The organism is Micrococcus terreus (genome assembly GCF_900116905.1).
Lineage (GTDB): Bacteria > Actinomycetota > Actinomycetes > Actinomycetales > Micrococcaceae > Citricoccus > Citricoccus terreus.
In genome coordinates this window covers 276,761-302,470 of record NZ_FPCG01000002.1, presented here as the reverse complement: position 1 = coordinate 302,470, position 25,710 = coordinate 276,761, and the positions used below count along the sequence as shown (strand labels likewise).

Annotated in this window: 20 protein-coding genes; 12 read left to right on the top strand and 8 right to left on the bottom strand. The window is 69.3% G+C overall.

The window, feature by feature from the left end:
* Positions 1 to 9 precede the first annotated feature (9 nt).
* Positions 10 to 1,134: a ribosome small subunit-dependent GTPase A gene (gene rsgA / locus BM355_RS03755; RefSeq protein ID WP_091694781.1), complete on the bottom strand. Its 1,125-nt coding sequence runs from the start codon at positions 1,132 to 1,134 to the stop codon at positions 10 to 12.
* Positions 1,131 to 2,492: a 3-phosphoshikimate 1-carboxyvinyltransferase gene (gene aroA, locus BM355_RS03750; RefSeq protein ID WP_245760578.1), complete on the bottom strand. Its 1,362-nt coding sequence runs from the start codon at positions 2,490 to 2,492 to the stop codon at positions 1,131 to 1,133. Before aroA ends, rsgA begins: the two co-directional genes overlap by 4 nt.
* A gap of 198 nt (positions 2,493 to 2,690) precedes the next feature.
* Between aroA and BM355_RS03745 the strand changes: the two genes are divergently transcribed.
* Both BM355_RS03745 and rsrA read left to right on the top strand, forming a co-directional pair.
* On the top strand, positions 2,691 to 3,401 hold the full coding sequence (locus BM355_RS03745) for a sigma-70 family RNA polymerase sigma factor (RefSeq protein WP_091695363.1): 711 nt from the start codon (positions 2,691 to 2,693) through the stop codon (positions 3,399 to 3,401).
* Positions 3,398 to 3,682 (top strand): mycothiol system anti-sigma-R factor, encoded by a 285-nt coding sequence (gene rsrA, locus BM355_RS03740; protein ID WP_091694771.1) that lies wholly within the window; start codon positions 3,398 to 3,400, stop codon positions 3,680 to 3,682. The genes BM355_RS03745 and rsrA overlap by 4 nt, the downstream gene beginning before the upstream one ends.
* Before the next feature lie 145 nt (positions 3,683 to 3,827).
* Here rsrA and BM355_RS14915 read toward each other — a convergent pair whose 3' ends face one another.
* The 3 genes from BM355_RS14915 to BM355_RS03730 form a co-directional block, all read right to left on the bottom strand.
* Positions 3,828 to 3,902 (bottom strand): 50S ribosomal protein bL37, encoded by a 75-nt coding sequence (locus BM355_RS14915; protein ID WP_143109412.1) that lies wholly within the window; start codon positions 3,900 to 3,902, stop codon positions 3,828 to 3,830.
* 83 nt (positions 3,903 to 3,985) lie between these two features.
* Positions 3,986 to 4,588, bottom strand: a complete 603-nt coding sequence (locus BM355_RS03735; RefSeq protein ID WP_091694767.1) for a GDSL-type esterase/lipase family protein — start codon at positions 4,586 to 4,588, stop codon at positions 3,986 to 3,988.
* Positions 4,589 to 4,737: 149 nt separating this feature from the next.
* Entirely contained in the window at positions 4,738 to 8,583 is a 3,846-nt protein-coding gene (locus BM355_RS03730) for a multifunctional oxoglutarate decarboxylase/oxoglutarate dehydrogenase thiamine pyrophosphate-binding subunit/dihydrolipoyllysine-residue succinyltransferase subunit (RefSeq protein ID WP_091694763.1), read from the bottom strand.
* Between the two features lie 164 nt (positions 8,584 to 8,747).
* Here BM355_RS03730 and guaB1 point away from each other — a divergent pair, with 164 nt between their 5' ends.
* The 6 genes from guaB1 (at position 8,748) to BM355_RS03700 (ending at position 15,861) form a co-directional block, all read left to right on the top strand.
* Positions 8,748 to 10,226, top strand: a complete 1,479-nt coding sequence (guaB1, locus tag BM355_RS03725) for a GMP reductase (protein WP_091694758.1) — start codon at positions 8,748 to 8,750, stop codon at positions 10,224 to 10,226.
* Between the two features lie 193 nt (positions 10,227 to 10,419).
* On the top strand, positions 10,420 to 11,826 hold the full coding sequence (locus tag BM355_RS03720; protein ID WP_091695360.1) for a hemolysin family protein: 1,407 nt from the start codon (positions 10,420 to 10,422) through the stop codon (positions 11,824 to 11,826).
* Positions 11,823 to 12,908, top strand: coding sequence for a hemolysin family protein (locus BM355_RS03715; RefSeq protein WP_091694754.1), 1,086 nt, complete (start codon positions 11,823 to 11,825; stop codon positions 12,906 to 12,908). Before BM355_RS03720 ends, BM355_RS03715 begins: the two co-directional genes overlap by 4 nt.
* Before the next feature lie 110 nt (positions 12,909 to 13,018).
* Positions 13,019 to 14,092, top strand: coding sequence for a metal ABC transporter substrate-binding protein (locus BM355_RS03710; protein ID WP_245760577.1), 1,074 nt, complete (start codon positions 13,019 to 13,021; stop codon positions 14,090 to 14,092).
* A 13-nt stretch (positions 14,093 to 14,105) separates the two neighbouring features.
* A complete protein-coding gene (locus tag BM355_RS03705) occupies positions 14,106 to 14,990 on the top strand; it encodes a metal ABC transporter permease (RefSeq protein ID WP_177227819.1) in 885 nt (294 codons plus the stop codon).
* Positions 14,980 to 15,861, top strand: a complete 882-nt coding sequence (locus BM355_RS03700; protein ID WP_091694750.1) for a metal ABC transporter ATP-binding protein — start codon at positions 14,980 to 14,982, stop codon at positions 15,859 to 15,861. The genes BM355_RS03705 and BM355_RS03700 overlap by 11 nt, the downstream gene beginning before the upstream one ends.
* On the opposite strand, the gene BM355_RS03695 is transcribed toward BM355_RS03700, so the two are convergent.
* A complete protein-coding gene (locus BM355_RS03695) occupies positions 15,789 to 16,286 on the bottom strand; it encodes a Fur family transcriptional regulator (protein WP_091694745.1) in 498 nt (165 codons plus the stop codon). The genes BM355_RS03700 and BM355_RS03695 overlap by 73 nt on opposite strands.
* 37 nt (positions 16,287 to 16,323) lie before the next feature.
* Between BM355_RS03695 and BM355_RS03690 the strand changes: the two genes are divergently transcribed.
* The 3 genes from BM355_RS03690 to BM355_RS03680 are packed head-to-tail and all read left to right on the top strand — an operon-like array spanning position 16,324 to position 18,545.
* Entirely contained in the window at positions 16,324 to 17,109 is a 786-nt protein-coding gene (locus BM355_RS03690) for an MBL fold metallo-hydrolase (protein ID WP_245760576.1), read from the top strand.
* Positions 17,106 to 18,050, top strand: a complete 945-nt coding sequence (locus BM355_RS03685) for a sulfurtransferase (RefSeq protein WP_091694742.1) — start codon at positions 17,106 to 17,108, stop codon at positions 18,048 to 18,050. The genes BM355_RS03690 and BM355_RS03685 overlap by 4 nt, the downstream gene beginning before the upstream one ends.
* A 57-nt stretch (positions 18,051 to 18,107) precedes the next feature.
* Positions 18,108 to 18,545: an HIT family protein gene (locus BM355_RS03680; RefSeq protein WP_091694739.1), complete on the top strand. Its 438-nt coding sequence runs from the start codon at positions 18,108 to 18,110 to the stop codon at positions 18,543 to 18,545.
* A 31-nt stretch (positions 18,546 to 18,576) separates the two neighbouring features.
* Here BM355_RS03680 and hrpA read toward each other — a convergent pair whose 3' ends face one another.
* Positions 18,577 to 22,737 (bottom strand): ATP-dependent RNA helicase HrpA, encoded by a 4,161-nt coding sequence (hrpA, locus tag BM355_RS03675; protein WP_091694736.1) that lies wholly within the window; start codon positions 22,735 to 22,737, stop codon positions 18,577 to 18,579.
* Positions 22,738 to 22,982: 245 nt separating this feature from the next.
* Here hrpA and putP point away from each other — a divergent pair, with 245 nt between their 5' ends.
* Positions 22,983 to 24,506, top strand: coding sequence for a sodium/proline symporter PutP (gene putP, locus BM355_RS03670; protein ID WP_091694732.1), 1,524 nt, complete (start codon positions 22,983 to 22,985; stop codon positions 24,504 to 24,506).
* 101 nt (positions 24,507 to 24,607) lie between these two features.
* On the opposite strand, the gene BM355_RS14300 is transcribed toward putP, so the two are convergent.
* Positions 24,608 to 25,549: a GNAT family N-acetyltransferase gene (locus BM355_RS14300; protein ID WP_177227818.1), complete on the bottom strand. Its 942-nt coding sequence runs from the start codon at positions 25,547 to 25,549 to the stop codon at positions 24,608 to 24,610.
* Positions 25,550 to 25,710 lie beyond the last annotated feature (161 nt).

The window sequence follows — 25,710 nt, the reverse complement described above, 5'->3', positions numbered from 1 at the left end:
GCGTTCACGCTACCGCCCGTCGCGAGGCGGTGCAGTCACCGGCGCGTCCGAGCGGCCGGCGAGCAGCCGCCGCAGCGACTCGAGGCGGCGCGGCCCGGCCGGACCGGCGTGCCCGTCGGCCACCCAGGGGTCCAGGGCGCAGCCGACCGCCCCCTCGGCGTGCGTGCAGCCCTTGGGGCAGTCGGCCAGGGCGGGGGAGAGGTCGTCGAAGGCCTCGATCACCCGGTCCGGGTCCACCAGGCCCAGGCCGAACGAGCGGATGCCAGGGGTGTCCACCACCCAGGTGTCCTCCCGCACGCTGCCGTCCTCACTGGGCAGCGGCAGGGCCAGGGCCGAGGAGGAGGTGTGCCGGCCGCGCCCCGTCACCGCGTTCACATGCCCGGTGGCCCGCTCGGCGCCGGTGAGGGCGTTGATCAGGGTGGACTTGCCCACGCCGGACGGCCCCACCAGCGCGGAGATGTGACCGTCCAGCCGGTCCCGCAGCGCCGTCAGCAGGTCCGGGTCCAGGGCCGGGTCCTGGTCCGGGGAGCCGGTGTCCACGGGGGAGTCCGAGGCGGAGGTGAGGACCTCCAGCTCCAGCTCCCGGTAGTGGGCCAGCAGCTCCGCCGGGTCCTTCAGGTCGGTCTTGGTGATGCACAGCACCGGTTCGATTCCGGCATCGTAGGCTGCCACCAGGGCGCGGTCGATGAACCCGGTGCGCGGCTCGGGGTTCGCCGCGGCCACCATGATCACCAGGGTGTCCACATTGGCCACCACCACGCGCTCCACGGCATCGGAGTCGTCCGCGGACCGGCGCAGCACCGTCTCCCGGTCCTCGATCCGCACGATCCGGGACAGCGTGCCCTCGGCCCCGGAGAGATCGCCCACCAGGCCCACCAGATCCCCGGTGACCACGGGCTGACGGCGCAGCTCCCGGGCCCGCATGGCGCTGACCTCACGTGCCGGGCCGTGGGCGTCCTGCGGCAGGTGCACCGTGTAGCGACCGCGGTCCACGGTGATCACGCGGCCCTGGACGGCATCCTCATGCGCGGGGCGGTCCTTGGTCCGCGGGCGTGACCCCTTCTTGTTCGGGCGGACTCGGACATCGGACTCGTCCCAGTCGCGCGCCGAGACCCCTCGGCCCGGCCGGCTCATGCACCGCTCCCGGGCTGGGCCGTGCCGATCAGCGCGGTCCACATCTGCGGGAAGTCCGGCATGGTCTTGGCCGTGGTCGCCACATCCTGGATCTGCACCTCCGGGATAGCCAGCCCGACGACGGCCGCAAAGGTGGCCATGCGATGGTCCAGATAGGTCTGCATCACCTCAGGCTTCAGCGACCTGCGCGAGACCGGAGCGAAGTCCAGGCGGTCCGTGCCCTCCTGGACCGCTCCGCCGACCCGAGCGGTCTCGGTGGCCAGGGCGGAGAGTCGGTCCGTCTCGTGCCCACGCAGATGGCCGATCCCCGTCAGGGAGGACGGGCCGTCCGCCAGCAGGCAGAGCGCGGCCACCGTGGGAGCCAGCTCTGCGGTCCCGGCGATCTCACCGGGACCGCAGATCGTGGGAGTCCCGTCCGTGTCGATCGACCCGGTCACGGTGAGCGTGCCGGTCGACTCCGTGCCCGGCTCGAAGCTCACCGTGGCGCCGAACCGGGGCAGGATCTGGCGCCAGCGGTCTCCGATCTGAGTCGTCTCGGCCGGCCAGTCAGGGATGCGGACCGTGCCGCCGGTGACCACGGCCGCTGCCAAGAACGGGCCGGCGTTGGACAGGTCCGGCTCCACCGTGGTCTCACGGACGAGGACCGGGCCCGGGGCCACCCGCCAGGTTCCAGGCACCGAATCGTCCACCTCCACGCCGGCCTGCCGCAGCACCGAGACGGTCATGGCGATGTGCTCCGGGCTGGGCACGGACCGGCCGGTGTGGACCAGATGCAGTCCCTGGGCGAATCGGGGGGCCGCCAGCAGCAGTGCCGAGACGAACTGGCTGGAACCGGAGGCATCGATCTCCACCCGGCCTCCTCGGACCTCGCCGGTCCCGTGCACGGTGATCGGCAGCGTGGTCGGCTCAGGGCCAGCGGACTCCGGGGCATCGATCCGCACACCCAGCTGCTCCAGGGCCCGCAGCACCGGACCCATGGGGCGGACCCGGGCCTCGGGGTCTCCGTCCAGGGTGACGCCGCCGGTGGTCAAGGCGGCCACGGCGGGGATGAACCGCATCACCGTGCCGGCGAGGCCGCAGTCGATGGTGACCGAGCCGACGTCGGGCCGGTGGGGAAGGGGAGTGATCTGCACCGTGTCAGGGCCCGCCCAGGTCACCTGGGCGCCCAGAGCCTGCAGGGCCTGGAGCATCAGCCGGGAGTCCCGGGAGTCCAGCACGCCGTGCAGGGTGCTGGGCCCGTCTGCCAGAGCGGCCAGCAGCAGCCAGCGGTTGGTCAGCGACTTGGATCCAGGCACCCGTACGGTGCCGTCCACCGGGCCGGCGGGGCGGGGTGCGGGCCAGGGGTCGGCTGGGGTCACGGGGTCTCCATCATCGGGGTCGCGGGGGTGCTGGCGCTGTGCGCGCGGGGACCCCTCAGCGAGGGCGGGTCCCGTCCTCCAGGATACCGGGCACGGAATATCCCGGGGAGGGACGACGCTGTACCTGCCATGACCCCACCGCTCACTCTGGAGGCACCTCCGCGGTTGCCTCCCCGGCCCGCCGTAGACTGGCCGGTGATGGAGACTCAGAACGCCACCGGCGACCCGGTGACCCATGACCTGCCTGGGGTGGATGTGCAGTCCGAGAGCGAGGCCCAGCGCCGCGCCCGGTTCGAACGCGATGCCATGGAGTATGTAGACCAGCTCTACTCCGCAGCCATGCGCATGACGCGCAACCCTCAGGACGCCGAGGACCTGGTGCAGGAGGCCTACACCAAGGCGTACTCCTCGTTCCACCAGTACAAGCCCGGGACGAACCTGAAGGCCTGGCTGTACCGGATTCTGACGAACACGTACATCAACCTGTACCGCAAGCGTCAGCGTCAGCCTCAGCAGTCCACGATGGACACCCTCGAGGACTGGCAGATGGCCCAGGCGGCCGAGCACACCTCCACCGGCCTGCGGTCGGCGGAGACCGAGGCCTTGGACCGGCTGCCGGACTCCGATGTCAAGGAGGCCCTGCAGTCCATTCCCGAGGAGTTCCGCCTGGCCGTGTACTTCGCGGACGTGGAGGGCTTCGCCTACCGGGAGATCGCCGAGATCCTGGACATCCCGATCGGAACGGTGATGAGCCGGCTGCACCGCGGGCGCAAGCTGCTCCGCGAGCTGCTCACGGACTATGCCCGGGAACGCGGCATGGACGTGGAGAAGGCCGCACGCAGGAGTGCCGCCAAGAAGACCAAGACGACCCCGAACACAGCACCAGCAGGACAGGAGGCCGACCAGTGAGCTCGGAGAATCGAGACTGTGAACAGATCGGCGACTGCGAGGACGCCAGGATCCAGCGACTCTACGAGTACCTGGACGGGGCCCTGACCCATCAGGATCTGGAGGAGGTGCGTCATCACCTCGAGGAGTGTGAGGACTGCACCCGTGCCTACGACCTGGAGTGCATCATCCGCTCGGTGGTCCGCCGCAGCTGCTGCGAGAAGGCCCCTGACCAGCTGAAGGTGCGCATCATGACCCGGATCAGCCAGATCCGTGTGGAGACCACCCACTCCGGTCACTGAGCCCTCGGTGCCCCGCCGGGGCGCCCCCACCTGTTCCTGAGAACAAGTCCACCAGACACAGCAGACCCCGCCGGGGCGGACGGAGGAACCGTCCCGATCGGCGGGGTCTGAGTGCATTCAACCGGCGCTGGGCCGGAACACCAGGTCAGGCGTTGGGACGCTTGCCGTGGTTGGCACCATTCTTCTTGCGGTCACGCCGCTTGCGGCCACGCTTGCTCATGGCGACTCCTTCGGTTCGAGGGCAGACACGGGGGACCCGTACTCTGCCGTCCATCTTCTCACAGGGGTGGGATGCGGATCGAATCAGGCGGTGGGCTCGGGAACACCCAGCCACTGGTACCAGCCGCGGTGCAGGACCAGCCAGGCGATCAGCCCGTAGCCGGCCTGACCGGGCAGGCCGTGGCCGGCGGCGAGGTCATTGCGCCACTGCTCGTGGTTCACCAAGGGGGTGAACGTGTCCACGTAGTAGTGACGGCGTCGGTCCGCCACATCCAGGTAGGCGGTGTTGAGCTCGGCAAGCCGGGCATTGCGCTCATTGTCCAGGGAGGGGACGGGACCGACCACGAGGGTGCGGATGTCCAGCTGAGCGGCCCGGTCCAGGATGTTGGCCAGGTTCAGCCGAGCCCGTGCTGTGGAGGTCTCCAGGTCCAGGTCCAGATCGGACAGCCCGATCACCAGCCGGTTCTCGGTCTCTTCGCTGTAGCGCGCCTCGGCTTCACGCTGCCAGCGGGCCGAGAGGGCTTCAGTGCCTTCTCCCGGCTGGGCCAGCACGTAGCTCTCCAGCTGGACCCCGGGTGCCGAGGTCTTGGCCAGGACGCGGCCGAGCCAGCCCAAGGCTCGTGGATCTCCCACCCCGGCCAACAGCTCGTTGCCCACGGAGGCGATGCGGATCCGTCGAATCTCCACGTTGTCCCTTTCCTTCCGTCACCGGCTGGCCGCCGGTGCGGTCTCACGTTCGGAGTTGTCCGTCACTGTAGCAATCCAGCCGGGGCTGGGGCCGGGTCATCGTGAGAGGACCTGACCCCAGCACCGGCTGATGCGCTGAGTCGGACCGGTCAGCCGCCGAAGGCCTCATCCAGCAGGACGGTGGCCTCCTGGTCGTGACGCTTCTTGGTGCCGGTGGAGGTGGACGCCGAGGCCGGACGGGAGACGAGGGTGACCTCGCGCTCCAGCTGCGGCAGCAGGTTCAGCGCCATGAACGGCCACGGTCCCTGGTTCGCGGGCTCGTCCTGGACCCACAGGACCTGGGCGTTCGGGTACTTGTCCAGCTCGGCCTGGATCTGCTCCACGGGCAGCGGGTAGAGCTGCTCCACGCGCACGATCGCGGTCTTGGTGTCCTTGTGCTTCTCCCGGCGGGCCAGCAGGTCGTAGTACAGCCGACCTGAGACCAGCTGCACGGTGGTGGTCGACGAGCTGGCCTGCTCGTCAGGGATGACCGCCTGGAACCCCTTCTGGGTGAAGTCCGCCACCGAGTTGGCAGCGGCCTTCAGGCGCAACAGCTGCTTGGGGGTGAAGATCACCAGCGGACGGCGGGGACGCGAGTACGCCTGCTCCCGCAGCAGGTGGAAGTGGTTGGCGCCGGTGGACGGGTTGGCCACGCGGATGTTGTCCTCGGCGCACATCTGCAGGAAGCGTTCGATGCGTGCGGAGGAGTGGTCCGGTCCCTGTCCCTCGTAGCCGTGCGGCAGCATCATGACGACCGAGGAGTACTGTCCCCACTTCTGCTCAGCCGAGGAGATGAACTCGTCGATCACGGTCTGGGCACCGTTGACGAAGTCGCCGAACTGGGCCTCCCAGAGCACCAGGGCATCCGAGCGCTCCACGGAGTAGCCGTACTCGAACCCGAGGGCGGCATACTCGCTGAGCAGGGAGTTGTAGATCCAGAACTTGGCCTGATCGTTGGAGAGGTGACGCAGTGGCGTCCACTCGTCGTCGGTCACTCGGTCATGGAAGACCGCATGGCGCTGGACGAACGTGCCACGGCGGGAGTCCTGGCCGGCCAGGCGGACAGGCACCCCCTCCATCAGCAGCGAACCGAAGGCGGCCAGCTCGGCGAAGCCCCAGTCGATGTCCCCGTTGACGGACATCTTGGCGCGCTTCTCCAACAGGGCCTGGAGCTTGGGGTGGACCGTGAAGCCCTCCGGGACGTCCAGGTGGGCCTGCCCGATGCGCTGGAGCATCTCCTCGGAGATCGCGGTGGTCTCCGGTGCGGCGGGGACCAAGTCCTTCTCATCCTCGGTGAGGGACTGCAGACCGGTGCCGACCACGGGGATCGGCGAGGTCTGGGCCTCATGCGTCTCCGAGAAGACCCGCTCCAGGCGCTGCTGGTAGTCCTTCATGGCCGAGTCGGCCTCGTCCTGGGTGATGTCACCGCGTCCGACGAGGTTCTCCACGTACAGCTTGCGCACCGAACGCTTGTGCTCGATGAGGTTGTACATGCGCGGCTGGGTCATGGAGGGGTCATCGCCCTCGTTGTGACCGCGGCGGCGGTAGCAGATCAGATCGATCACGACGTCCTTGTTGAACCGCTGGCGGTACTGATAGGCCAGCTGGGCCACACGGACGACCGACTCCGGGTCATCGCCGTTGACGTGGAAGATCGGCGCCTGGATGGTCTTGGCCACATCGGTGGCGTAGACGGAGGACCGGGCCGAGGTGGGCGGGGTGGTGAAGCCGACCTGGTTGTTGACCACCACGTGGATGGTGCCACCGGTGCGGTAGCCGCGCAGCTGCGAGAGATTCAGGGTCTCCGCGACGACGCCCTGTCCGGCGAAGGCGGCGTCACCGTGCACCAGGATCGGCAGCACCGAGAACGAGGTGGTCGAGTCGGCGCCACGGTCCAGCCGATCCTGCTTGGCACGCACGATGCCTTCGAGGACCGGGTTGACCGCCTCCAGATGGGAGGGGTTGGCGGCCAAGGTCACCTTGGTGCGGTTGCCGCGGTCGGAGACGAAGGTGCCCTCCGTGCCCAGGTGGTACTTCACATCGCCCGATCCCTGGACCTGGCCGGGCACCGAGGTGCCCTCGAACTCGCGGAAGACCTGGGCGTAGGTCTTGCCGGCGATGTTGGTCAGCACGTTCAGACGGCCGCGGTGGGCCATGCCGATGGCGACCTCGTCCAGGCCGTCGTCGGCAGCCCCGGAGATCACCCCGTCCAGCAGCGGGATGAGGGACTCACCGCCCTCAAGGGAGAAGCGCTTCTGGCCGATGAACTTGGTCTGCAGGAACGTCTCGAAGGCCTCGGCGGCGTTGAGCCGGCCCAGGATGCGCAGCTGCTCCTCGCGCGTGGGCTTGGAGTACGGGTGCTCCAGCTCGTCCTGGAACCACTGACGCTCGGTCGGGTCCTGGATGTGCATGTACTCCACACCGGTGTTGCGGCAGTAGGCATCGCGGAGCACGCCCAGGATGCTGCGCAGGGTCAGCATGGGCTTGCCGCCGAAGCCGCCGGTGGGCCACTCCCGCTCCAGGTCCCACAGCGTCAGTCCGTGCTGCAGGATGTCCAGGTCCGGGTGACGACGCATCACGTACTCGAGCGGGTCGACATCGGCGATCAGATGTCCGCGCACGCGGTAGGCGTGGATCAGCTGCTGGATGCGGGCGACTTTGTTGATCTGGTCTTCGGGGTTGACCTGGATGTCCGGCTTCCAGCTCACCGGCTCGTACGGGATGCGCAGGGAGTGGAAGATCTCGTCGTAGAAGTCCTGCTCGCCCAGCAGCAGGCCATGGATGAGCTTGAGGAACTCACCGGAGCCGGCACCCTGGATGACCCGGTGGTCATAGGTGGAGGTCAGGGTGATGGTCTTGGAGACCGCGAGCTTGTTCAGCGTCTTCTCGGCGGCCCCCTGGAACTCGGCGGGGTAGTTCAGTGCGCCCACACCGATGATCGCGGCCTGGCCCTCGGACAGGCGCGGCACGGAGTGCACGGTGCCGATGCCACCGGGGTTGGTCAGCGAGACGGTGGTCCCGGCGTAGTCGTCCATGCCCAGCTTGTTGTCGCGGGCGCGCTTGACCAGGTCCTCATAGGCCTGCCAGAACTCCATGAAGTCCAGGGTCTCGGCGGCCTTGATGTTCGGCACCACCAGGGTGCGGGTGCCGTCGGGCTTGGGCAGGTCGATGGCCAGACCGAAGTTCACGTGGGCCGGTTCGACCATGACTGGCTTGCCGTCCTCTTCGCGGTAGAGCACGTTCATGGACGGGAACTGAGCCAGGGCGCGGACGATCGCGTAGCCGATCAGATGGGTGAAGGAGACCTTGCCGCCGCGAGAGCGCTTGAGGTGGCTGTTGATGACGATGCGGTTGTCGATCAGCGCCTTCGCGGGGACATCACGCACCGTGGTGGCGGTGGGCATGGACAGCGAGGCGTCCATGTTCTTGGCCACTGCCTTGGCGATGCCGCGCAGGGGAGTGACCTTGTCCTCAGCCGGGTCGGGGGCGTCCTTCTTGGTGGCCTTGGTCGGCTCGGAGGGGACCGGCGCGGTGGAGGGGGCGCCGGAGCGCTTCACCGTGGGCTTGGGAGTGGTGGCCTTCTGCGCTGACGAGGCAGCGGTCTTGGTCTCGTCCTTCTTCTGGGTCTTCTCGTTCTTCGCCGACGAGGCGGACTTCTTCGGCTCCTGGGGAGTGGGCTTGCCCGAGTCGGACGCCTCGCCCGGATCCTTGGGGGAGTCGGTCACGGTCTCGGTGGCCTGGGCAGACGGGCCACCGCCAGCGGAGGTCTTCGCCGCCGAGGGGGCCGGGGCTGCCCCCTCGTCCTTCGACCCACCGGACTCGAGCCGCTCGAAGATGGCGGCCCACTGGGCGTCCACCGAGGACCTGTCCGTCCTGTACTTGTCGTAGATGTCCGCGACGAGCCATTCGTTTCCGGGGAACTCCGCGGAAATCTGGTCGGACGTCAGTTCTGGCACGGTGGATACGCCTCTTCCATTGGGGTCTCTTGTGCGCCGGGCTGCGCCCGCCCGGCCATGGGCATTCCTGGACTCCAGCATAGTGACTGTCTGGACCCCGCGGCCACCAGGCGCGACGACGTCGTTGAGATGCTGGTGTTGGATCAGGTGCGATAGTGGAGCACATGAGGTTCCTCACTGCACCGGCCACTGATCTGACCTATGCCGACGTCTTCCTGGTGCCCTCCCATTCGGAGGTCACCAGCCGGATGGACGTGGACATCTCCTCCGACGACGGAACGGGCACGACCATCCCGCTGGTCTCGGCGAACATGACCGCCGTGACGGGGCGGCGCATGGTCGAGACGATGGCCCGGCGTGGCGGTCTGGGGGTGCTTCCCCAGGATGTTCCGTTGGAGGTCATCCAGGACGTGACCCGCTGGATCAAGACCCGGCACGCCGTGGTGGAGACCCCGGTGACGGTCCGCGCGCAGGACACGGTGCTGGATGTGCTGCACCTGCTGGGCAAGCGCAACCACGCCGCGGTGTGCGTGGTGAAGGGCTCCGGCGAGGACGGAGAGCGCTTCGTCGGCATCGTCCGTGCCGAGGACTGCGAGGACGTGGACCGGTTCGCCACCGTCTCCAGCGTGCTGCGGCAGCCCTCGATCACGATTCCCGTGGCCCAGCTGGATCTGGACGAGCAGGGACTGGCGGGCCCGGACGCGCTGCGCGAGATCTTCCTGGCCATGGACGCGGCGCAGTCCCCCTATGCGCCCGTGCTGGACGGACAGCGCCTGGTCGGGGTGCTGACCCCGGCCGGCACCCTGCGCTCGAGCCTGTTCCGGCCTGCCCTGGACGATCAGGGCGCGCTGCGGCTCGGAGCCGCTGTCGGCATCAACGGGGATGTCGCCGAGCGAGCCGGCGCCCTCGTGGAGTCCGGGGTGGACGTGCTGGTGGTGGACACCGCACACGGGCACCAGCGCAAGATGATGGAGGCTCTCTCGGCGATCAGGGCCTTGGACGTCCCGGTGCCGATCGTGGCCGGCAACGTGGTCTCCGCCTCCGGGGTGCGTGAGCTCGTGGCCGCCGGCGCGGACATCGTCAAGGTGGGCGTCGGCCCGGGCGCCATGTGCACCACGCGCATGATGACCGCTGTGGGACGCCCCCAGTTCTCTGCGGTGCTCGAATGCGCCGAGGCCGCCCGCGACCTGGGCAAGAGGGTGTGGGCCGACGGCGGCGTGCGGTACCCCCGCGACGTCGCCCTGGCCCTGGCCGCCGGCGCCAGTCAGGTGATGATCGGCTCCTGGTTCGCCGGCACCTATGAGTCCCCCGGGGACCTGCTGGTGGACGCCGAAGGCCGTCAGTACAAGGAGAGCTTCGGGATGGCCTCGGCACGGGCGGTGCAGAACCGGACCCGGACCGAGGACGCGTACTCGCGGGCGCGCAAGGCGATGTTCGAAGAGGGCATCTCCACCTCGCGGATGTACCTGGAGCCCAGCCGCCCCTCGGTCGAGGACCTGCTGGACTCCATCACCGCCGGCGTCCGGTCCTCGATGACCTATGCCGGTGCGGTGGACCTGGAGCAGTTCCGTGCGCGGGCCGTGGTGGGCGTCCAGTCCGCCGCCGGGTACGAGGAGGGTCGGCCGCTGCCGCAGTCCTGGTGAGCGTTCCGTATACTGGCCTGGCTATGGACAGACACCGATCCGGTGCCACCACCCGTTGCCGCCGTCATTCGACCGCGGCCGGAATGGAGCCCTCCAGTCCCCGCTCATCCCGTCATCCCGGTCCTGACACGCGCGCTCAGCGCGTGATCCCCGGCCGGTGCGGTCGGCACGTCCTCGGAGGTGAGTGCTGACTGTGGAATGGCTGCTGCTGGCCATCGGCCTGCTGTTGATCCTCGGCACCGGGTTCTTCGTGGCCGTCGAATTCTCCATGATCGCCCTGGACGTGCCGACGGTCCAGCGGATGGTGGACGAGGGGGACCAGGGCGCTGAGCCGCTGCTGAAGTGCCTGAAGTCCCTGTCCACCCAGCTCTCGGCATGCCAGCTGGGCATCACCCTGACCACACTGCTGACCGGCTACCTGATGGAGCCCTCCCTGGGACGCCTGCTCCAGGGCCCGTTGATCTCCTGGGGGTTGAGCGAGTCAGCGGCCGCCTCGATGGGACTGGTGGCGGCCATGGTGATCGCGACCCTGCTCTCGATGCTGATCGGTGAGCTGGTCCCCAAGAACCTCTCGATCGCCCGCTCGATGCAGGTCGGGCGGCTGCTGGCCCGGCCGCAACTGATGTTCACCGCCGTGTTCCGCCCGGCGATCATCCTGCTCAACGGCTTCTCCAACCGCGTGCTGCACACCATGGGTTTCGAGGCCAAGGAGGAGATCTCCGGAGCCCGCACGCCGGAGGAGCTCTCCTCGCTGGTGCGCCGCTCGGCGGCCATGGGCACCCTGGATGAGCAGACTGCGACCTTCCTGGACCGCACCCTGCGCTTCTCCGACCGTACGGCGGCCGATGTGATGACCCCGCGCATCCGGATGGAGACCGTGGATGCCGAGGAGCCTCTGGAGTCGGTGATCGACACCGCACGGCGCACCGGCTTCTCCCGCTTCCCGGTGCTGGGGGAGTCCCCGGACGACATCCGCGGCGTGCTCCACGTCAAGAAGGCCGTGGCCGTGCCTCGCGCACGCCGTGCCGACCTGGTGGCTGCGACCGTGATGACCGACATCGGACGGGTGCCGGAGACGGTGCACCTGGACCAGCTGATCTCCGAGCTGCGCGAGGCGAGCCTGCAGATGGCGGTCGTGGTGGATGAGTACGGGGGCACCGCCGGGGTGGTGACCCTCGAGGACCTGGTGGAGGAGATCGTCGGCGAGGTCTCGGACGAGCACGACCGCATCACCCCCGGCGTGCTGCAGACCGCCTCGGGCAAATGGTACTTTCCCGGTCTGATGCGTCCGGACGAGGCCGGGGCCCAGATCGCGACCTTGAAGGTGCCGGAGGGCGGTGCCTATGAGACCGTCGGCGGGTACATGATGGCCGTTCTGGGGCGGGTGGCCGAGGTCGGGGACAAGGTGGAAGCCGAGGGCGGAATCCTGGAGGTCGAGCGCATGGACGGTCGACGCATCGATCGGATCAAGTTCATCCCGGAGGAGCGCACGCCGGCGGACGAGCTCACCCCGGTGTCGGACTCCCGTGAGTCCGGCCGAGGTGGACGCGGCAGCCGGATCGGCCGCACGGATCGAGCCGCAGGGGAGGTGACCCGATGAGCGAGGACGTCATGGGCATCGTGTGGCTGGTGGTGCTGCTGCTGGCCAACGCCTTCTTCGTGGGCGGCGAGTTCGCCGTCATGGGCGCCCGGCGCAGTCAGATCGAGCCGAAGGCCGAATCCGGCTCGGCCCGCGCCAAGACCGCGCTGTTCGCCATGGAGCACGTCTCCCAGATGCTCGCGGTCTGCCAGCTGGGCATCACCGTGTGCTCGCTGCTGATCCTGAACGTGGCCGAGCCGGCGATCCACCACCTGTTGGTCATCCCGTTGGAGGCCGTGGGCGTGCCCACCGGGGTGGCGGACGTCTCCGCCTTCGTCATCGCCCTGCTGATCGTGACCTTCCTCCATGTGACCTTCGGTGAGATGGTGCCCAAGAACATGGCCGTGTCCATGGCGGACAAGGCGGTGCTGCTGCTGGCCACCCCGCTGGTGTGGATCAGCCGGATCCTGCACCCGGTGATCTGGGTGCTCAACCACACCGCGAACCTGGTGCTGCGGGCCATGAAGGTCGAGCCCCAGGACGAGGTCACCTCCACCTACACCCTGGAGGAGGTCCAGTCGATCGTGGCCGAGTCCACCCGGACCGGGCTGGTGGACGACGGCTCGGGACTGATCTCCGGTGCCCTGGAGTTCTCGGACTACACCGCCGAGAGCGTGATGGTTCCGGTCTCCGATGTGGTCACCCTGCCCGCCGACGTGGACCCCCGCTCCTTCGAGATCGCGGTGGGCCGCACCGGGTTCTCCCGGTTCGTGCTGCAGGACACCGACGGCGCCTACACCGGGTACCTGCACTTGAAGGACGTCATGACGGTGCCGGAGTCCCGCTACGAGGAGTCGGTGCCCGTCACCAAGGTCCGGTCGCTGGCCAACGTGGGGGCCCAGGACGAGATCGAGGATGCACTGAGCCTGATGCAACGCACCGGCTCCCACCTGGCTCGCGTCATCTCCGCCTCTGGCCAGACGGTGGGCGTGCTGTTCCTGGAGGATGTGCTGGAGGTGCTGGTGGGTGAGATCCACGACGCCACCCAGGCGCAGAACGCCAGTCGGATCCGTGGGCGGAAGCAGTCCTCCGAATCGCGCTGACCTCGACGGGTGAGGTGCGTCCGAACGGGCTGCAGCACCGTGCTATATTGCTAACGATTCGCAATAACTCATCTCGTCTGTCGGCGCCGTCCGGCCGGGAAGGAACCCCCATGACGCACTCCCCGAGCGTGCCCGCCCTGGTGCGTGGCCGTCGTCGTGCCCTGATGCCTGGCGCGCTGGGCCTGACTGCCCTGCTGACCCTCTCGGCCTGCGGCGCAGGTCCCGACGGCGGCACCTCACCGGAGGGGGCTGAGGCCACCTCGAGCGCTCCTCAGGGAGAGGTGGTGGCGGTGGCCACCACGACCCAGCTGGGCAGCGTGCTGGGCCAGATCACCGACTGCGTCGGCACGGGGTCGGTGGCCGTGATGGGCCCCGGGGACGATCCGCATGACTTCTCCGCATCCTCGCAGCAGGTGGCGCAGATGGCCGGGGCCGAGATGGTCTTCGCCAACGGGCTGGGCCTGGAGGCCGGGCTGGAGGCGGCCCTGTCCAACGCCGCGGCAGACGGTGCCACGATCCTGGAGGTCGCCCCGGAGCTGGACCCGCTGCCGTTCACCGCTGTGGATGGACATGACGACCATGCCGGCGAGACGGCCGAAGAGCATGCCGAGCACGCCGACGAGGCTGAGGGTGACGCGCATGACGGACACGACCATGGTCCGCTCGACCCGCATGTGTGGATGGACGCCGGCCGGATGGCCCAGGCCGCTGAGGTGATGGGTGAAGACCTGGCCCAGCAGACGGGCGAGCCGAGGTACGCCGACTGCGGCGGCGAGGTGAAGGCCGACCTGGCAGAGGTGGACCAGCAGGTGGCGCAGATCCTGGCTGAGATCCCCGAGGACCGGCGCACCCTGGTCACCGACCATGCCGCCTACAACTACCTGGCCGAGGCCTACGGGCTGGAGGTCTCCGGGGTGGTCATCCCCGGAGGGTCCACCGATGCTGAGCCCTCCTCGCAGGAGTTGGCCGCCCTGGTGGACCAGATCCGCGACAGCGGCGCCGACGCCCTGCTGACCAGCGTGGGGGCCGGCAGCAGCACCGTCCAGGCCGTGGCCCAGGAGGTCGGCGACGTGCCCGTGGTGGAGCTCTACGAGAGCGGGATCGGCCCGGCCGGCTCCGGAGCAGAGACCTACGCGGAGGCCATGGTCTTCAACGCCCGTGCGCTCGCCGACGCCCTGACGTGAGGGGGCTGGACGCATGGAGCTGATCGACTGGCTGGCTGAGCCCTTCACTCTGGGCTTCCAGCAGCGTGCCCTGATCGGCGGGATGATCGCCGCGGTGATGTCCTCCGTCGTGGGCGTGTGGCTGGTGCTGCGCGGCATGAGCTTCTTCGGGGACGCCTTCGTGCACGGGGTGATCCCGGGGATCGCCGCCGCAGTCCTCTTCGACTTCTCGCCCTACCTTGGCGCCGCCGTCGCCGCTGTGGCCATGGTGGGCGGGATCGAGCTGATCCACCGTAGCACCACGCTGAAGGAGGACACCTCGATCGGCCTGCTGTTCGTGGGCATGATGGCCCTGGGCGTGGTGATGATCTCCCGCTCGGACTCCTACACCGGTTCGCTGACCAGCATCCTGTTCGGCGACGCCTTGGGGGTGAGCTGGGAGGACATCCGCGTGCAGTCGATCATGGCCGTGGCGGTGATCGTCCTGGCGGTGCTGCTCTACCGTCCGATGATGGCCCTGTCCTTCGCCCCGCCCAAGGCCCGGTCCCTGGGGATGCGGCCCCAGCTGACCCACATGCTGCTGCTCGTGCTGATCGCCACGTCGGTGATCGGCAGCTTCCAGGCCGTGGGCACCCTGCTGGTGTTCGGCCTGCTGGTGGGCCCCCCGGCCACGGCGGCGCTGATCTCCCGCACTGTGCCGGCCATGTTCGCGTGGTCGGTGCTGATCGCCCTGTTCTCGGTCTGGTGCGGGCTGGTGCTCAGCTACCGGATCGGCACCGCCGGCTCGGCCACCATGGCCCTGGTGCCCATCGTGCTGTTCTTCCTGGTCCTGGCCGTCCGCGAGACCCTGCGGTCCGCGCGCAGCTCCCGGGGCCGTCGTCGTGAATCTGCTCTGGAGGTGGGCGCCGATGTCCGGTGAGAGCCAGGACTGGGTGGTGGAGGCCGACGGTCTGGTGCTGCGGCACGGAGACCACCTGGCGGTGCGCAGCTCCGGGTTCCGGGTGCCGCGCGGGACGGTGACGGCGGTGATCGGGCCCAACGGCTCGGGCAAGTCCACCCTGCTGCAAGCCATGGCCGGCGTGCTCACGCCCAGCTCGGGCACCCTGCGCGTGTTCGGCCAGCCGGTGGAGCAGGCCCGGCACCAGATCTCCTTCGTCATGCAGTCCGTGGTGTACCCGGAGGGCACTCCGATGACCGTGCGGGACGTGGTGCGGATGGGACGGTATCCCTCCCTGGGCTGGTTCCGTCCGTTCCGGCGCGAGGACCGGGCCGCGGTGCAGGAGGCCATGGAGCAGATGGACGTGGCCGATCTGGCCCACCGGCACCTGGACGAGCTCTCCGGGGGTCAGCGCCAGCGCGTGTACGTGGCCCAGGGGATCGCCCAGGGCCACGAGCTGCTGATGCTCGATGAGCCGATGACCGGACTGGACCTGGTCTCGGCCCGCACCATCGACGACCTGATCCACGCCGAGACCGACCATGGACATTCGGTGGTGCTGACCACGCATGACCTGGATGAGGCGCGTGCCGCCGACCACGTGATCCTGATGGGCGGGCGCGTGGTGGCCTCCGGCACGCCCGGGCAGGTGCTGACCCAGGAGAACCTGGAGTCGGTCTACGGGCTGGGCTCGATCCACCGTCCGGCCGGGACGTTCATCGACGATCCGGAGTGCGGGCCAGGCGTGCAGGTGCTGCCCGAGTCCGGGGTGGTGGCGGATCAGGCGTGGTCGGACGCGGCAGAGTCAGGCGACGCGGCGGACTCTGCGGAGCAGGCTGGGCACAGGCCGTAGATCTCCACGGTGTGCTCCACGGAGGTGTAGCCGTGCTCGGCGGCGGTCTGGGCCGCCCAGGACTCCACCGTGGGCGCCAGGATCTCCACCGTGCTGCCGCAGCGGCGGCACACCAGGTGATGGTGATGCTCCTCGACCGCACAGCGCCGGTAGCGGGCCTCGCCGTCGTCCGGGGTGAGCATGTCCACGGTGCCGTCCTCCACCTGCTGCTGCAGCGTCCGGTACACCGTGGCCAGAGAGACCTTCTCGCCGCGTTCACGCAGCAGCTGGAACAGGTCCTGGGCGGAGACGAAGTCCGGCAGCTCGTCCAGGACCCGGTTGACCGCCGCCTTCTGGGGGGTCGACCGCTGCCGCACGGGGGCGGGGGTGCTGCGGGAGGACGCCGACGAGGCGGGTGCTGCGGGGGTGGAGGGCTGCTCGATCATCCCTTGCAGGGTACCAGCGGGTCGGTAGGCTGAACGGGTGAGCACCACCGACTCCGCGCCCGTCGCCACGCAGGCCTCTGCCGCCGGCGCCCTGACCCTGACCAAGCTCGGGCATGCCTGTGTACGTGTGGAGAAGGACGGGCAGGTGCTGGTGCTGGACCCCGGCGTCTTCACCGAGGTCCCGGCGGCGCTGGAGGGTGCAGACCACATCCTGATCACCCATGAGCATGCGGACCACGTGGATGATGCTCCCGTGCTGGCCCACCTGGCCGCGCACTCGAACGTGCAGCTGCACGCGCCTCAGGCCGCCGCCGACCGTCTGCGCTCCGCTGTCGTCCAGGCCGGGGCGGAGACGGGACAGGTCCACACCGTGGTGCCGGGGGAGTCGTTCCAGGCGGCGGGGTTCCGTGTGGACACCGTGGGCGGGGACCACGCCATGATCCACATGGAGATCCCCCGCGTGGACAACATCGGCTACGTCCTGGACGGTGCTGTCTACCATCCGGGCGACTGCTTCGCGGTGCCGGGGGAGCACCGACCCGCCACCGTCCTGGTCCCGCTCAACGCTCCGTGGGCCAAGGTCTCCGAGAGCATCGACTTCCTGCGCCTGATGGCCGCCCGTGGGGCCCGTCAGCTCATCCCCGTGCATGACGGCCTGCTCAGCGAGCACGGACACGGCATCTATCTCAAGCTCACCGGCGGCTTCGCCCAGGCGAACGGCGCCGAGCTGACCCGTCTGCAAGTGGGGGAGAGCGTCCAGGTCCCGGGGGGCGGCACCGGCCAGGACCTCCCGACGACGGCCACGCCCGGTGCACGCGCATGAGCGGCCTGCTTCCGGTCACCGATCCGGTCCTGGTGGACCCCTGGGTGCTGGCCGACTGGCTGGGTGTGGACCTCGACCCGGCCGAGCGCGCCGATTCCACGGTGGCCCCGAGGACCGGACCCGGGTTCGTCCCGGCCACCCCGGCACCCCGGGCCGGCACCGTCAAGCTGCTGGATGTGCGGTGGACACCGCTGGGCGGCGGTGCCCATGAGGACCACCTGCAGGGCCATCTGCCCGGGGCGGTCTACGTCTCCCTCAATGATCAGCTGGCCGGCCACGGTGAACCCCAGGACGGGCGGCATCCCCTGCCCAGCCCCGAGGACGTCAGCCGGGCGGTGCGCATGTGGGGGATCGACGACGGCGACACCGTGGTGGTCTACGACGACTCCGCCGGAACCTCGGCGGCACGGGCCTGGTGGCTGCTGCGCCACGCGGGCATCCGCACGGCCTATCTGCTGGACGGGGCACTGCAGCTCTGGCGGGAGGCCGGGCTGCCGCTGCAGGCCGGGGAGGTCATCCCCGTGCACGGGTCCGCCCGGACCCGGTGGGACGGGATGCCGGTGCTGGACATCGACGCCGCCGCCGCCTTGCCGGAGCACGGTCTGCTGCTGGACGCCCGCGCGCCCGAACGGTTCCGCGGCGAGCAGGAGCCCCTGGACCCACAGGCCGGACACATCCCCGGCGCGCTGAACGCCCCGGCCACCTCTCACCTCGGGCAGGACGGCCGCTTCCTGCCGGCCGAGATGCTGGCAGAACGGTTCGCCGCGCTCGGTGCCGGTCAGGACGGACGGACCGAGGTCGGCGCCTACTGCGGCTCGGGCGTGACGGCGGCCCATGTGGTGGCCGCCCTGCAGATCGCCGGGATCCGCGCGGCGCTGTTCCCCGGGTCCTGGTCCGCCTGGTCCCACACACCCGGACGGCCCGTGGCCACCGGGGACTGAACTGCGTCGCAGACCGCACGACCCCCATTCCAGACAGACCGACCGAAGGAGAAGCCCATGAGCCCCTCGACCACCGTCTTCAGCCGCATCATCAACGGAGAGCTGCCCGGCCGGTTCGTCTGGAAGGACGAGTCCTGTGTGGCCTTCCTGTCCATCGGGCCGATCGCCCACGGACACACCCTGGTGGTGCCCCGTGCCGAGGTGGACCTGTGGACGGACGCCGACCCGGAGCTGGTGGGGCACCTGGCCCGCGTGGCCCAGACCATCGGCCGGGTCCAGGTGGAGGCGTTCGGCGCCCGCCGGGCCGGACTGATGATCGCCGGCTATGAGGTCCCGCACCTGCACGTGCATGTCTGGCCGTCCAATTCCCTGGACGACTTCGACCTGAGCCGCGTGGACAACAACCCGGACCCTGCGGATCTGGACGCCGCCGCAGAGAAGATCCGCGCCGGGCTACGGGTGGCCGGTCACGCCGAGTTCGTCCCCGAGGCCTGATCCGGGCTGTCCGCCTCCTCCGATCCTCTGTTCAGCCGGCGGCTGCCTTGAGCGCCTGGCGCACCCGCTTCTCGGACACGGAGACCGCGGTGCCCAGCTCCTGGGCGAAGTAGCTCACCCGCAGCTCCTCGATCATCCATCGGACCTGGTCCAACGCGGCCGGGATCGGCTGCCCCGGACGGCGTGCCCGCACCTGCTGCACGGCGGCGTCGAAGGCGTCCTCCAGCTCCTGGACCACGGCCATGTCCCGGGCATCGCGCTGCACGGCACCGCCGGCCTGAAGCTTCTCGATCCGCTTCTGCATCCCTTCCAGGTAGCGGGGCAGATGCTGCAGATGGGCCCATCCGGTGGTGGCCACGAACCCGGGGAAGACCAGCTGCCCCAGCTGGGACTTGATGTCGTTCAGTGCCGGGGCCATGGCCAGTGAGACGGTGCCCTTGAGGGCCTTGCGCACCTGTACGCCTCGAGAGAGGATCCGCTCGACCACGGCGGTCACCGCGAACACGGTGTCGATCAGTTCGGCCTGCACCCGCTCGAAGAGCCGGCGGAACTCGGCCTCGGTGTACGGCAGATCCTCTGGCAGCAGCCGGTCGATCGCCGCACGGGTGCAGTCGGCCACCAGCTGGTCCACGGACCCGTGGGGGTTCTGGGTGAAGGTCAGCTTCTCTCGGTTGTCCAGGTGGTCCAGCACGTAGCGCTGCGGGCTGGGCACCTGGGCCAGCAGCAGCGCGCCCACTCCGCCACGGTGCGCGGTGCGCTGGTCCTCTGGTGTGCGCATCACGGTCAGGCCTGCCGCGGGGGATCCGTCCGGCAGGGTCTCGGCCACCAGCGCCGGGTACCCGGTGATCTGCTGCACGCTCTGCCCGGTCCGCACGGTGCTCTCCACCCTGCGCGGCAGATCCCCGACCTCCCAGGCGGTCATCCCGTGACGCTCGGCCACCGCGGAGGTGCCGGCCCCTGGATCAGCTCCCGACGACGGCCCCGCCTCTCGGCCTCCCCGGTCACCGGGGGTGCCCCCCGGCACGGAGCCCGCGGCACCTGCAGCGTTCTTCCCACCGCGGCGCCCGGCACCGGTGCCCGGCCCACGCCCTCCGGGAGAGGGCGCTGGGACCGGTGCGCCGCCGTCGGGAATCAGGCCGGTGCCACCGGCCTGGGCGAGGGACTCGGCGATGGCCGTGCGGTTGGCCTGGGCCAGACGATCCTGCAGTGCGGCCAGGTCAGGACCGGCGCCCACCACGGCTCCGCGGGAGTCCACCACGCGGTAGTCCATCCGCAGGTGGTCCGGGACGGAGGCCGGGTTCCAGGAGTCCGGGGGGATGACCACGCCGCGCATCCGGCGCAGGGTCAGCTCCAGGGCGGGCAGCAGATCGTCGTGGAGGGGATCTGCCTCCTGGTCCAGCTGCTCCACGGCCGTGCGGGCCACGTCCGGGGCGGGGACGAAGTTCTTGCGCACCGCCTTGGGCAGGGAACGGATCAGTGCGGTGACCAGTTCGGCGCGCAGCCCCGGCACCAGCCAGCGGAATCGCTCTGGGTCCATCTGGTTCAACAGCAGCACCGGGATGGTCACCGTGATGCCGTCCGACTCCTGCGGCCCGGCGGCCGGGTTGAACTGGTACTCCAGGTCCAGCTCGATCCCACCGCCATCCGTGGGGTGGTGGAAGGTGGTGGGGAACTGATCGGTGTCCAGCTCCTCGGCGTCAGCAGCGAGCAGGGATTCGGTACTGATGTCCAGCAGCTCCGGGGTCTGATGCCGAGCCTTCTTCCACCAGGAGTCGAAGTGCCGTTCGGAGACCACATGGGCTGGGACGCGCTCATCGTAGAAGGAGAAGAGGTCTTCGTCGGAGATGCGCAGGTCACGCCGGCGCAGCCGGGACTCCAGCTCCTCCACCTCGGCCAGGGCCTGCTGGTTGCGGGCATAGAAGCGGTGCCGGGTGCGCCAGTCGCCCTCCACCAGGGCGTGACGGATGAACAGCTCACGGGAGAGGACCGGGTCGATCCTCCCGTAGCGCACCGCGCGGTCCGGGATCAGGGTGACACCGAACAGCGTGACCTTCTCCCGGGCCACCACGGAGCCGGCGCGGCGGGACCAGTGCGGCTCGTTGTAGGTGTGCTTGGCCAGGGACCCGGCGGCCTCCTCCGCCCACTCCGGCTCGATCCTGGCCACCATGCGGGCCCAGAGCCGGGAGGTCTCCACCAGCTCGGCGGCCATCACGAACGGGTGCCTCTTCTTGAACAGCGCCGAGCCGGGGAACACTGCGAACCGGGTGTTGCGGGCGCCGGCGTACTCTCGCTTGCGTTCGTCCCAGGAGCCGATGTGGGAGAGCAGGCCGGTGAGGATGGAGCGGTGCACCGGCTCGTGCTGACCCACCGGGTCCACGGGGCCGGCCGAGACCGAGATGTCCACGGACTTCGCCAGCTGGCGCAGCTGCTGGACCAGGTCCTGCCACTCGCGCACCCGCAGATAGTTGATGTGCTCGGCGCGGCACATCCTGCGGAACTGGTTGCCGGAGAGCTCCTTCTGCTGATCGCGCAGATACGCCCACAGGTTCAGCAGCCCGGTGAAGTCCGAGTTCGCATCCGTGAAGCGCGCGTGCTGCTCATCCGCGGCGGCCCGCTGTTCGGTGGGACGCTCGCGGGGATCCTGGATGGTCAGCGCCGCTGCCAGGACCATGACCTCGCGCACACATCCCCGGGTGCCGGACTCCAGGATCATCCGGCCCAGACGGGGGTCCACGGGCAGCCGTGCCAGCTTCCGCCCCACCGGAGTGATGGTGCCCTTGGGGAAGGTGCGGGTCCGGCCCTGCGCATCCCGCTCCGGCTGACCGGAGTTCAGGGCGCCCAGCTCGGTGAGCAGGGTGGCGCCGTCGGTGACCTGACGGGTGTCCGGGGGCTGCAGGAACGGGAAGTCGGCCACATCCGCTGGGGTCCGGGCCACGCCCATGGCGCACATCTGCAGGATCACGGCGGCCAGATTGGTGCGCAGGATCTCCGGGTCGGTGAACTCCGGGCGGGAGGCGAAGTCCTCCTCCGAGTACAGCCTGATGGCGATGCCGTCGCTGGTGCGGCCGGAGCGGCCCGAGCGCTGGTTGGCACTGGCCTGGCTGATCCGCTCGATCGGCAGCCGCTGGACCTTGGTGCGGTGTGAGTAGCGGGAGATGCGCGCGGTGCCGGTGTCGATCACGTACTTGATGCCCGGCACGGTCAGCGACGTCTCGGCCACATTCGTGGCCAGCACGATCCGCCGTGTCGTTCCCGTGCTGAACACCCGGTGCTGCTCGGCCATGGAGAGCCGACCGTAGAGCGGCAGGATCTCGGTGCCGGCCAGTCGCCGATTGGCCGCCACGCGCGGAGCCAGGGCCTCGGCCGCATCTCGGATCTCGCGCTCGCCGGGGAAGAACACCAGGATGTCTCCCGGTGCCTCCCGGGAGAGCTCGTCCACGGCATCGCAGACCGCGTCCACCGGGTCGCGGGTCTCCTCGGCGTCGTCGGTCTCCTCGTACTCGTCATCCGCTTCCGCCGGTGCGGAGAGGGGACGGTAGCGGATCTCCACGGGGAAGGTGCGGCCGGACACCTCGATCACCGGGGCGGGGACGACCCCGTCCACCGCGCGCTCGCGGTCCTGCCCGGAGTCCTGCTCGGTCAGGGGCCGGCCGAAGTGGCGGGCGAAGGAGTCTGGATCGATCGTGGCCGAGGTGATGATGACCTTCAGATCCGGACGCTGGGGGAGCAGCCGCTGCAGGTAGCCCAGCAGGAAGTCGATGTTCAGAGAGCGTTCGTGAGCCTCGTCGATGATGATCACGCTGTACCGCGAGAGCATCCGGTCCTGCTGGATCTCGGCCAGCAGGATGCCGTCGGTCATCACCTTGACCTGGGTCTGCTTCGAGGTCTCGGCGGTGAAGCGGACCTGATAGCCGACCGTGCGCCCGATCTCGGTGTCCAGCTCGTGGGCCAGGCGCTCGGCCACAGATCGTGCCGCGATACGGCGGGGCTGAGTGTGCCCGATCATCCCGTGCTCGGCCAGGCCCAGCTCCAGGCACATCTTGGGCAGCTGGGTGGTCTTGCCGGACCCGGTCTCACCGGCGACGACGACCACCTGGTGACGCTCGATCGCCTCCTTGATCTCGTCCCGGCGGGCAGAGACCGGCAGGTGCTCGGGATAGGTGATCTGGGGTGCGATCGCAGGCTGTGACATGGCACCGGCCAGTCTACGGTGGCCGGTGCCCTGGGCTCTGCCGTCACCTGACAGGGCCGAGTCAGCACGAAATCTGCATTGATTCTGATCAGGTGATCCGATCTGCCCGATTAGCCATCGAGAAAGAATCATGGAACGGTAGACGTCAAATCCTGTTGTCCCCGGGCCGACCTGTGCCCGGAACCCCGGGCGACAGTGCACCGAGACAGACCAGACAGAACTGAACGACGCGAGAGGAATCCTTGATGGATCAGGATCAGATCTTCAAGATCATCGCCGTCGGGCTGTACTTCGCCGCGATGCTGGGCATCGGGCTGTGGGCCTCACGGAAGAACAACGACCTGGACGACTACATGCTGGCCGGACGCAGGATGTCCCCGGGGGTGGCCGCGCTGTCCGCCGGCGCCTCGGACATGTCCGGCTGGCTGCTGATGGGCCTGCCCGGCGCGGTCTACGCCGCCGGGCTGGTGGAGGCCTGGATCGCCATCGGCCTGACCGTCGGCGCCTGGCTGAACTGGAAGTTCGTGGCTCCGCGCCTGCGCTCCTACACCGAGGTCTCCAACAACTCGATCACGGTGCCCTCCTTCCTGGAGAACCGCTTTTGTGATCGCACCCGCCTCCTGCGGATCGTCTCCGGACTGATCATCCTGGCCTTCTTCACCTTCTACGTCTCCTCGGGCATGGTGGCCGGCGGCAAGTTCTTCGAGTCCTCCTTCGGCTCGACCTACCTCTTCGGCATGCTGCTGGTCGCTGCCATCACCGTGGCCTACACCTTGTTCGGCGGCTTCCTGGGTGCCTCCCTGACCGATGTCGTCCAGGGGCTGATGATGCTGCTGGCACTGATCGCCGTGCCGGTGGCCACCATCGTCACCATGGGCGGCTGGGATGCCATCGTGGACTCGGTCCGCGCGGTCGACGCCGCCTCCGGCGAGGGTGTGGACCACCTCTCGCTCTTCGCCAACGCCACCTGGATCGGCACCATCTCCGCTCTGGCCTGGGGCCTGGGCTACTTCGGTCAGCCACACATCATCGTGCGCTTCATGGCCCTGCGCTCGGCCAAGGAGGCCGCCGTCGGACGTCGCATCGGCGTGGCCTGGATGGCTATCTGCGCCCTGGGCGCCGTGATGACCGCCGTGGTCGGACTGGCCTACTTCCAGGCCAACCCCACCACCCTGGACGACCCTGAGACCGTCTTCCTGGTGCTGAGCCAGGTGCTGTTCCACCCGCTGGTCGCCGGCTTCGTCCTGGCCGCCGTGCTGGCCGCGATCATGTCCACCGTCTCCTCGCAGCTGATCGTCTGCTCCTCCGCCCTGGTGGAGGACCTGTACAAGATCTTCGGCAAGGAGGCCACCCCCCAGCGCCAGATGTGGATGGGCCGCGCCGGTGTGCTGGTGGTCGCCGTGATCGCCGGACTGCTCGCCCTGGACCCGGAGTCCAGCGTGCTCGAGCTGGTCGGCTTCGCCTGGGCCGGATTCGGTGCCGCCTTCGGCCCGGTCATCCTGCTCGCGCTGTTCTGGAAGCGCTTCACCGCCATGGGTGCCCTGGCCTCGATGCTGGTGGGTGCTGTGGTTGTGGCGATCTGGGGCAACGTCTCGGACGAGGTCTGGGAGGGTTTCGCCCTCTACGAGATCGTCCCCGGATTCCTGTTGGCCTTGATCGTCGGTGTCCTGGTCTCCCTGGTGACCTTCAAGCACCAGCCCGGCGTGGAGGCCGAGTTCGACGAGGCGGCCTCCATCGCCGCCGGCAACGAGCCGACGCGCGCCGTCTGATCCACTGGCTCGGACGGCTGACCCGCCACCACGAAGCAGTGGCCCGCTCTCCTCGGGGGGAGCGGGCCACTGCTGTGCCGGGGCCGGCATGATGGCCGAGGTCAGTCCAGCGGCCGGGGGCCTCGGTAGCCGCGGAGGGAGACATCGGTTCTGAATCCCACGGACTCATACAGCGCACGGGCGGAGGTCTTCTCCTCTTGCACGGTCAGGTGCACATGGGTCAGGCGATCAGGATCAGCCGTCTCCACCAGGCGACCGGTCAGCGCCAGGATCAAGGTCCGCCCCAGTCCTCGGCGGCGTGCGGCAGGATCCACCGCGGTGAAGTCGATGTAGGCCTGGCCGTCGTCCTGGATCTGTCCGCTGGCGTATCCGAGCACCTGCTCGTCCTGCGTGGTCACCACGGTGAGGTGGCGTGTCAGCAGCTGCGAGGTGGTGGCATAGGCGTCCGGGAACTCGGACTCATGCAGATGCGCCAGACTGGGCAGGTCATCCTCGAGGACATCCCGTACGGTCACGGTCGACAGGACACTGCCCAGCTCCTTCACCACAGACCGTGCAGCCTCCACCGGCAGCACCATGGCGTGGTTCACCTCCGTGGGCTGCCACCCCAACCGATCCGCCAGGTCTGCCATGGCTGAGTTGCGGACCTCGCCGCAGATCTCCAGGGTGGTGATCTCAGCGGGCAGCTGCTCCACCATGGCTGCCATCAGTGGCTCACCCCAGGTCTCTACGGCATCCTCGCTGCCCCAGGGGCCCTGGATCCACGCGGTGGCGGGCTCCTCGTCCCACTCCACGGCGCACGCGGCCACCGGCTGGCCCTGGACGGTGACCACGCGGACGGTGTCCGTCCAGTCCTGGTCCAGGCCTTCCAGCTCGGCCCGCACCCCCTCCGCGGTGCCCCCGAGGTAGGCGGTGCCCGTGGCTGGATCGGACTGGCAGGCGATGATCCACTCCAGCAGCCGATCCGAGCCGAGCCAGGACTGGTTCAGGGCAACAGGTCCCTCGGCGGGTGAGGTCAGCGCGAAGGTCTCGGAGTCGCTCATGGCCCTCATTCTGGCACGCGCCGTGTCCGCAGCCTTCGGTGACCCGCGCCTCCCGGACATCTCGACGCCTCCGGACGCCACGACGCCCGGTGCCTTCTTGCTGGAAGGCACCGGGCGTCGTCGGGAATCCGCACCGGCCGGTCAGGCCGGGGGAACGGAAC

Bases quoted from the DNA above. Each gene is read 5' to 3' on its own strand.
- rsgA (WP_091694781.1), bottom strand. From the start codon at position 1,134: ATGAGCCGGCCGGGCCGAGGGGTCTCGGCGCGCGACTGGGACGAGTCC.
- BM355_RS03745 (WP_091695363.1), top strand. From the start codon at position 2,691: ATGGAGACTCAGAACGCCACCGGCGACCCGGTGACCCATGACCTGCCT.
- guaB1 (WP_091694758.1), top strand. From the start codon at position 8,748: ATGAGGTTCCTCACTGCACCGGCCACTGATCTGACCTATGCCGACGTC.
- BM355_RS03715 (WP_091694754.1), top strand. From the start codon at position 11,823: ATGAGCGAGGACGTCATGGGCATCGTGTGGCTGGTGGTGCTGCTGCTG.
- BM355_RS03710 (WP_245760577.1), top strand. From the start codon at position 13,019: ATGACGCACTCCCCGAGCGTGCCCGCCCTGGTGCGTGGCCGTCGTCGT.
- BM355_RS03705 (WP_177227819.1), top strand. From the start codon at position 14,106: ATGGAGCTGATCGACTGGCTGGCTGAGCCCTTCACTCTGGGCTTCCAG.
- BM355_RS03700 (WP_091694750.1), top strand. From the start codon at position 14,980: ATGTCCGGTGAGAGCCAGGACTGGGTGGTGGAGGCCGACGGTCTGGTG.
- BM355_RS03695 (WP_091694745.1), bottom strand. From the start codon at position 16,286: ATGATCGAGCAGCCCTCCACCCCCGCAGCACCCGCCTCGTCGGCGTCC.
- BM355_RS03685 (WP_091694742.1), top strand. From the start codon at position 17,106: ATGAGCGGCCTGCTTCCGGTCACCGATCCGGTCCTGGTGGACCCCTGG.
- BM355_RS03680 (WP_091694739.1), top strand. From the start codon at position 18,108: ATGAGCCCCTCGACCACCGTCTTCAGCCGCATCATCAACGGAGAGCTG.
- hrpA (WP_091694736.1), bottom strand. From the start codon at position 22,737: ATGTCACAGCCTGCGATCGCACCCCAGATCACCTATCCCGAGCACCTG.
- putP (WP_091694732.1), top strand. From the start codon at position 22,983: ATGGATCAGGATCAGATCTTCAAGATCATCGCCGTCGGGCTGTACTTC.
- BM355_RS14300 (WP_177227818.1), bottom strand. From the start codon at position 25,549: ATGAGCGACTCCGAGACCTTCGCGCTGACCTCACCCGCCGAGGGACCT.